The sequence below is a fragment of the Kamptonema formosum PCC 10802 genome (assembly GCF_000332335.1).
Classification (GTDB): domain Bacteria; phylum Cyanobacteriota; class Cyanobacteriia; order Cyanobacteriales; family Oscillatoriaceae; genus Oscillatoria.
Genome location: NZ_KB235948.1, coordinates 5,855,271 through 5,862,521, shown reverse-complemented (window position 1 = coordinate 5,862,521; position 7,251 = coordinate 5,855,271). Strand labels below are relative to the sequence as shown.

The following is a 7,251-nucleotide window of genomic DNA, read 5'->3' as shown; positions in this document are numbered from 1 at the left end:
CCCTCTGAAGCTGGCATTTCGGGGGGTGAGGGCTGCCGGTGTGCCTGAAACGGCTCTCTTGTTTCGGTTTCCCGTAATTCCTTATGCGGTAAACCGAACCGCCAGCGAGTGGGAGCTCGGTGGCTAAGGTGAAATCCCCTCTGAAGCTGGCATTTCGGGGGGTGAGGGCTGCCGGTGTGCCTGAAACGGCGCTCTTGTTTCGGTTTCCCGTAATTCCTTATGCGGTAAACCGAACCGCCAGCGAGTGGGTGATCGGTGGCCAAGGTGAAATCCCCTCTGAAGCTGGCATTTGGGGGGCACCTGAAAACCATGCAACCCCAGAACTGAGCCGGACTCGAGCGCTCGAATGCGGACTTGATGGCTGAAATCGATGTGGGATAAGGGTTTTACAAAAAATCTACTCTTGTGAGCATGGGGGATGGGGGATGGGGCATGGGGCATGGGGCATGCGGTTAATTATCAACTTCTCTCCTAAAACCCAAACCCGCGCCCCCGCGCCCCCTAAAACCTAACCCTCCAGGCTACCGGCGGGCTGACTCTTCCTTAGGGTTTATTTTATAATTATCCTTAATAAGCTGCCAATAAAAAAGATATACTACTTTACTAATAAGATAGTTTGAAGGCGCGACTGAGACAGACTAGCAAAAGTCTTACAAGAGGGAATGGGGGGGGAGCTTTCACCTATTAGATAACTTATAACTTCGGGAATGTCCCAGGAGAACAGCCGATGCTTTTGAAAAAACGTTTAGCAATCGGGACGGCAATTTTAGCAGTTTTCCTGCCAGCGCCTGCAATCAAAGGGCAGACGAAATTAGCTTACCTGTTTGATTTGGAATGTCGCAGTGCGACCCCAGGTGTAGAGCAACCCTTAAAGCATCTGGAGCGATCTCAATCCATTACTGTGGGTAAAAATTCGGGTTCTGAAATAGCCTATTTATATAATATGTATGTACCAGAAGAGTCGGGGGACATTCTAGACAACAGTGAGGTGCCGGCGGAAGTTGTTTGTATATTGCCTTCCGGCTTTTCTCAACTCAACTTGGGGTTCGGTCTGGACAGGCGCAGTAAAGTGGCAGACAAAGAAGATATCGTCCTGCTGGAAGTGTATGCGGACGAAAAATTGGTGGGAGAAAAATATGTAACGCAGCAAGAGAACGAACAAAAGTGGTCTGTAAATATTCAGAACGCTCAGAAGCTGACAATCAAAGCAGATTGCATCCACCCTGATTGGTGGAATAACTGCCCGCGCCTTTCATTTACCGATATGAGTTTAAACTGAAATAGGGGTTAGGTGTTAGGTCTTAGGGGTTAGGGGTTAGGGGTGAGGTGGCAGGTGTTAGGTCTGAGGTGGCAGTGTCGCGCGTCCTTCTGATTGGCAAACCTCTAATGCTTAATCCCTAACCCCTCAGCCCTCACCCCTATTCAACAAAAAGCTGGCCAGCCAGTCCTTAACGAGGTGAGTGGCGCGACAGTCATCTTCGTTGTAGCTGAGGATGGCGTCGAGGAAAAAGGGATTGCCGGTTTCCAACCACTGGTCATACCAGACGACGCAATGGCCACCGTTGGCGGCACCGGCACGCCACTGGAAACCCAACCAGCGAGCTATCGATTTTAGGGCGTAACTGTCCACCGGCAGGACAGCGTTTCGCGTCACCCACTCGTGCACGTCCACAAAGCGGCTGAGCAGGGGGAGCCACAGGTGGGCCGGCGTGCGGTAGCGCTTTGCCAGCTGTTTCACCGTCTGAACCTCGTAATCGCAGAAATGAAACACCGGCGCATCGGGGTGCGCCCACACCACGTCCAAAAACTTCTCCCAAATCGCCCCTTCATCGGAAGGCTGTTTTGCCAGCAGGGGGTGGAACTTCTGGGTGTTGGCGTGCCGGTCGATCTCGAGCACCCCGTGCAGAAAAACGAGATCCAGCTCTGGCTGCGCCTCAATATCAAAATAAAACTCCACCGGCGCAGTCGGGAAGGTGCCGGTAAATGATCCATTCTCTCTCTTCGCCAGCGCCCGGTCCTGCAAAGCCGCTTGCGCTTGCAGCACCACCTGTCGAGCCACCTCACCGGCAAATTCAGGTAAAGGTTCGAGCACCTGTGGATCAGCCCCTGCCAGGGCTCCCACCGAAGTCAAATTCAGAGCTCGCAGCTTTGCGTACCGGCTTGGCGTCACTCCCGGCAGCAGAGACAGGTGCTTCGTTTCTTTGGCGAGCGAAGTGCAGCTGCTCGCCCAGTGACAGAGACTGCAGGGGTGGCGGGAAATAAAAACCTCAGGTTCTATGTGCCGGCGCAGCATCTGGGCGCACTCTCTGAGCAGTTGCTGCATCTGGGGCACTCTTTGAGCCAGATTCACCCAGTAAATCCCTTTGTCGCGCAGCAGCAGGCCGGCACTTGGGGGACTTCCTCCCTGCACAGACTCCAGCACAAAAGCGTGAAACGCCGCAACAATTTGATAGTCCAGCTTCGGACGCCGGCCCAACCTAATATCTGCCGGAACGTACAGCCAATCCCCAAAGCAAGACTCTCCTGGCAGCTTCACCAGCAAATCGGGATAGCTGACGAGAGTGAGCCCTTCTGGGCCAGAGGTTGCCAGCACTCCCATATAAATGCGCTCAACCCCCAGCCGCATCAATTTCAGAGTCGCCGCCGCGCCAGCATCCCAGTCTCCAGGCGGGCAATCCGGCTGGCAGTAAGTCATTTGGGCGACAGTGGCGTGCCGGTGCGCCCAGCTGTCCTTTTGCAGTTTCAGCAAGAACTCCGGTTCGGGATCGCGCTGGTTGGCGTCCCCAAAAAAATCGAGAAACGCCCGACGCCGGCAGCGCTGGAAATGAAACAAAACTTCGGTAGTCAGCAGCATGCCTTTAAGCTAGCAGGAATTCGCTTTCGCCCGCGAGCTGCCGGCACAAAAAAACCGCTGACCCAAAAACCGTCTGAGGTGCCCCCAACCCGCCTGACACAGGGGGGCTATTTCCCCAGATTGTACAGAGGGGCTGGGCAGGGATCTTGTTTTGGCTTTTATTTCAGTGACCTGCTGAGAATCAGGGTAATAGCTGCGGTGGGAAGGCATAATTGATGCAATAGGTAACTTTTGCTACAAACGCCACCTGTCGCGCCTGTAGCCCAACAGGGTGTGAGAACTCCAGCTAAAGCCGCTCCGCCACACTCAACCCAACCGATAGCAATCCTGTCACATCAATGCCGGCATCACGCACTCAACCCTCCCCGACTCGCCGCCTGACAGTGCTTTACATTGCCGCCCTCAGCGCTGTGGCGCTGCTGTCAGTCGCCGGCCAAATTTTAGTGCAGCACTCTCTGAAGCAACAGTCGAGCGATTCCCGGGTGATTATAGCAGCAGTCATATTGGTTGGAACAATAGAAGCTTCGGGAGTTCTGGAGCAAGGGAGGCCGGAATGTAGGTTTCCTAAATGCTTACTGCTCTATAGACGTAGGGGGGGCGTCCCGCCCCCCCTCAAGGTCTAATGTTCTAACCTAAGTGCATACTGCTATAACCCTCTTCTGTCAAACCGGGGTAAAAGCCCTATCTCTTGTTGCCTGAAATGAGGCAAATTCCTCGAATTCCCTCAAAGTGACAAAAGAGGGATAACATTGCCGGTCGCCAGCGGATGCTCAGCCTGAAGCTGAGCAAAGCCGCCCTAGCCATCCAAGCGGCTCCCACTCCCGCCGCCCGCCAGCACCGGGTGGAGGAGCTGCAAAGTGTGGTAAAGCTGTGGGAGCTCTCCCATCTGGGCTTGCAGCGCGGCGACGCCGAGCTGGGGCTGCCCGGTTCCAACACCGAGACGGTGGCCCTGATGTTTGCCGAGATTGCGCCTCACTATGAATCGATGCCCGGTTCCCTGCAGCCGGTCAACCCTTCCGTGGATTTGAAAGTGCTGGTTTCTCTGCGCGAGGAGTTATACCAAGAAGGAGAGTCTGACGCACTGACGGAAATGATTGATCTGTTTTTGCACAGCACCCCATCCCTGCTGGAGTCGATACGGGAAAAGGCGGTGCGGGGGAGTGCTGAGGAGGTGCGGCATGCGGCTCACAGTCTTCGGGGGAGCTGCGGGAATTTTGGTATTGTTGGGATGGCGAAGCTGTGCGCTGCTATCGAGACGGAAGCGAGAGCCGGCTCCCTGCAAGAAACAGCTGAACTTGTAGCGCAGTTGGATCAGGAATTTGTCCGCGTTAAGGAAGTGCTGGTGTCTCTGCGCCTGTGAATTTTGTCCCTACAGTTTTTGGGGCGGGTTCTCCCGGTACTGAGAAACCCGGTTTCTTTAAGAAAACGGGTTTCTGGCATCTAGAAATCCCCACGGCATCACAAGAACGGTGCCGGCGGACTAAACCTCACTTCCTAAAAAGTTGTCGAAAACATACTCGCCCAAAGCTCTTCCTGCTGCTAGCCCGTCTTCGTTGGCTGAGGGGAAGTGAATGCCGCCGTAAATCCGGCTTATACCGGCTTCGTCAGCGGCTTGTGTGAAGCTTTCAAATGAGCGCCTCACTTCTGGGAGTCCGGCTGATTCTGTGGTATAATTAATATTATTACCAAAGAAAGATGTCAAAATTGCATCGGCGGCTCCACTGAATGTGCTGTGCCCGGAAACATATTCCGGAAAGGGCGGAGTTGCCAGCAGCGGCGTCCAGTTTTGGTCGCTAGCTGTCTGCGGATTTCCATCGCTGTCCGCTTGCTGAATTGCTGTAATCGGTCGCCACAAATCGTAGCTGTATTTGGAATCCCAAGCGACAATACCGGCATCTGCCAGTGTGATGTTGAGCAGCGCGAACAGGCGGGCATTTTCTGCTAGGGTGTTCCCCTGTTGCAGGGAGACATCTTGCGCAATTTCGTTCCAGTGTCCGGGGGGGGTGTAAGTGCCGGCTCCATCCGCCCAAAATTGCGCAATTTCTGTCTGTTCTGCGGTGCGGGCGGTGCTGTTGCTGCCGCCTAATTCTTTGACTAAATTCAATTCTGTGCTATACTCTTCACTGTTAAGTGCCGGCGGGCCGGCGGGGCGGAATTGCTGACCGTCTGTCATAGCAAATGGCGTGACCTTTGGCCACTGCGGGAGCAGTGCCGGTGCGAAATTGGGTGGCGTGGGTTGCCATTCTCCCGGATTAGTTCCTGGCGTGTATTGCACTGTGGCATTTGAGCCGTCTGCACTGCGCCATTGCAGGATTTGATCGGCGACAGATTTCCCTAAATTGACGCCATCTGTTTCTGCATTACCGTCGGGTATTTCTGCGAGAGACGCCTGTAGCGCTGTGTCGAAGGTTGCGGTTTGTTGCGGGTAGAGATTGACTAAGACGCGGTGCGCTGCAGACGCCGCCGCCGCTTCTGCTGACGCGCCTTCGGGTGCGTTAGCTTTCACACGATAGACTTCGCCGGTTTGCTCAATGGCGTTCACGGCGTCATAGATGGCGGCGTGAACCATTGCCATATTGCGTGACGCTAGGGGGGGTGCGGTTTTATCCTGCTTTACTGCATTTAAAAGTGTCTGGTTCCAATCGAGTACGGCGTCTCCCTCTGGAGTTGGCAAGAAGTTTGATCTGCTGATAGTGCTGCTGTCAACTCCCTGCAATACGGCGATTATCTGGTTGGTGGTTTTGTTTTGCAGAATAGTGTTGCCTGCGTTGGTGCCGGTGCCGGCTACTATGTTTATAGAGTCAAAAGTCAAACTGCCTGTTAATTCAATTAAATCCTGACCTGTGCTAAAGTCGGAAATTACATCGGTTTCGCTGCCTTTGCCAATCCGGAATATGTCATTTCCCTCGCCGCCGGTTAAGGTGTCTGCGCCCAAGTCTCCGCAGATCGTGTCATCACCTTTGTCGCCTGATACCAGGTCATTGCCTTTGCCCCCGTGCAGGGTATCATTACCTTGTCCGCCACAGAGGGTGTCGCTGTCTTGGTTGCCAAAGATTAAGTCAGCGCCTTGGTTGCCGAATATCAGGTCGTCGCCGGCAATACCGAGAATGGTATCATTGCCCTGGAAACCCGGGATTTGCTCATTTGCCGGTGTTCCTAAAAGTAAGTCATTGCCTTCGTAGCTCATAAATTTACCCTTGCTGCGCTAGTTTGGTATGCTACAGGCGAGACGCCTGTGGAACTCCGTTTGACGTAGGACAGGCGTCTCGCCTGTCCGAAAGCTTATATTGAATGGGGCGTGTTGATGAGGGTTAAACCGGCTCGCTTTTCACCCCGCACCGGCAGATGCGAGAAAGTCTTGTCTCTGCCTTCCGTGCAGTTGCCGATCGCGCCATGCCGGTTGCGCCCAATTGCGGCGGAGTTCCCACCTTTGCCGGGGATATTTAACCTGTAGTTTAGAAAAGTTGGGAGCGGAGATAATCTTAACCCTTTGCTGTCCATGCTCTGACTCTATCATCTTTCCTGAGGAGTGTGGGGGAGTCTTAAAAAAACTTATTAAAACAGTTGTCTTTTGGGAGTTGCCAAGATAGGATTTATGCAGGATGGCTCATCCATCTGCCGGCACTGTAAGAGCACAAACGCTACGGTCACGCCACCGGCAGCAATTTCCCGCCCCCTTCAATAAGACTGGGTTAATTTCCGGTTAATTGTCTTTTTTAAAAACTGGCTTTCCTCATACCGGCTCTGTCTAAAGCGCCTGCGGTTGGCGGCAGACTGAAGTCTGCCGCTACACAAGCAAAGTCCGCTTTCAGCGGACTAAATAAAAAGATTGCAGACAAACGGTATCCGGGAACACTCTCCTCCGATCCAGCCGGCACTGTTTTGAAGCGCGACCGGCTGCCGGTCCGACAGCTGCGGTCGCGTTAAGGAGAGTTTATCAGCTCGTCAAGGTGGTATCTTTGAGGGCGACAGTGCCGCCATTGCTGGGAGTGAAGCTGCCCTGAGAACTGTTGAGCGCCGGCAGGGTGACTTTGGTGCCGGTGCCGTCAGCTGATACGGTAAGGGTGCCGGTAATGGTGGCTAGGGCATCCAGAGTTAGCTGAGCGGCGTTTGCGGCATTGACTGAGTTGTTGCCGGCATAACTGGTTAAGCTGGGTAGGGTTAGATTACTGGCGTAGCTAGACAAGTCTACCTCCGTCAGACTGGCCAAATTGTCAGCCGAGATAACGCCACCATAGGCATTTAATATGGATTGCGCCGAGTCGCTGGTGTCATCGCTGAAGCTGGTAAGCGCCGGCAGGTTGATAGTGCTGTCGGAGTCTTGAGCTACGATGTTAGTGCTGCTGGCAAGATTCTGGAGTCCGCCCAAAGTTAACACACCACCACCGACAGCGGTG

Annotated in this window: 7 protein-coding genes; 3 read left to right on the top strand and 4 right to left on the bottom strand. The window is 54.0% G+C overall.

Annotated features, from left to right (window positions below):
• The first annotated feature begins 119 nt into the window (after positions 1-119).
• Positions 120-365: a hypothetical protein gene (locus OSC10802_RS0125790; RefSeq protein WP_017719663.1), complete on the top strand. Its 246-nt coding sequence runs from the start codon at positions 120-122 to the stop codon at positions 363-365.
• 362 nt (positions 366-727) lie between these two features.
• Positions 728-1,279, top strand: coding sequence for a hypothetical protein (locus OSC10802_RS0125785; protein ID WP_017719662.1), 552 nt, complete (start codon positions 728-730; stop codon positions 1,277-1,279).
• 126 nt (positions 1,280-1,405) lie between these two features.
• Here the strand turns inward: OSC10802_RS0125785 and OSC10802_RS0125780 are convergent, their stop codons facing one another.
• Positions 1,406-2,854, bottom strand: a complete 1,449-nt coding sequence (locus OSC10802_RS0125780) for a TM0106 family RecB-like putative nuclease (protein ID WP_017719661.1) — start codon at positions 2,852-2,854, stop codon at positions 1,406-1,408.
• 748 nt (positions 2,855-3,602) lie between these two features.
• Here OSC10802_RS0125780 and OSC10802_RS0125770 point away from each other — a divergent pair.
• On the top strand, positions 3,603-4,214 hold the full coding sequence (locus OSC10802_RS0125770) for an Hpt domain-containing protein (RefSeq protein WP_255349202.1): 612 nt from the start codon (positions 3,603-3,605) through the stop codon (positions 4,212-4,214).
• Positions 4,215-4,334: 120 nt separating this feature from the next.
• Here the strand turns inward: OSC10802_RS0125770 and OSC10802_RS0125765 are convergent, their stop codons facing one another.
• The 3 genes from OSC10802_RS0125765 to OSC10802_RS0125750 all read right to left on the bottom strand — a co-directional run.
• A complete protein-coding gene (locus tag OSC10802_RS0125765; protein ID WP_017719658.1) occupies positions 4,335-6,041 on the bottom strand; it encodes a phosphatase PAP2 family protein in 1,707 nt (568 codons plus the stop codon).
• A gap of 95 nt (positions 6,042-6,136) precedes the next feature.
• Entirely contained in the window at positions 6,137-6,355 is a 219-nt protein-coding gene (locus OSC10802_RS0125760) for a hypothetical protein (protein ID WP_017719655.1), read from the bottom strand.
• Between the two features lie 436 nt (positions 6,356-6,791).
• Positions 6,792-7,251, bottom strand: a 460-nt coding sequence (locus OSC10802_RS0125750; protein ID WP_198525190.1) for a hypothetical protein, incomplete at its 5' end; no start/stop codon positions are given.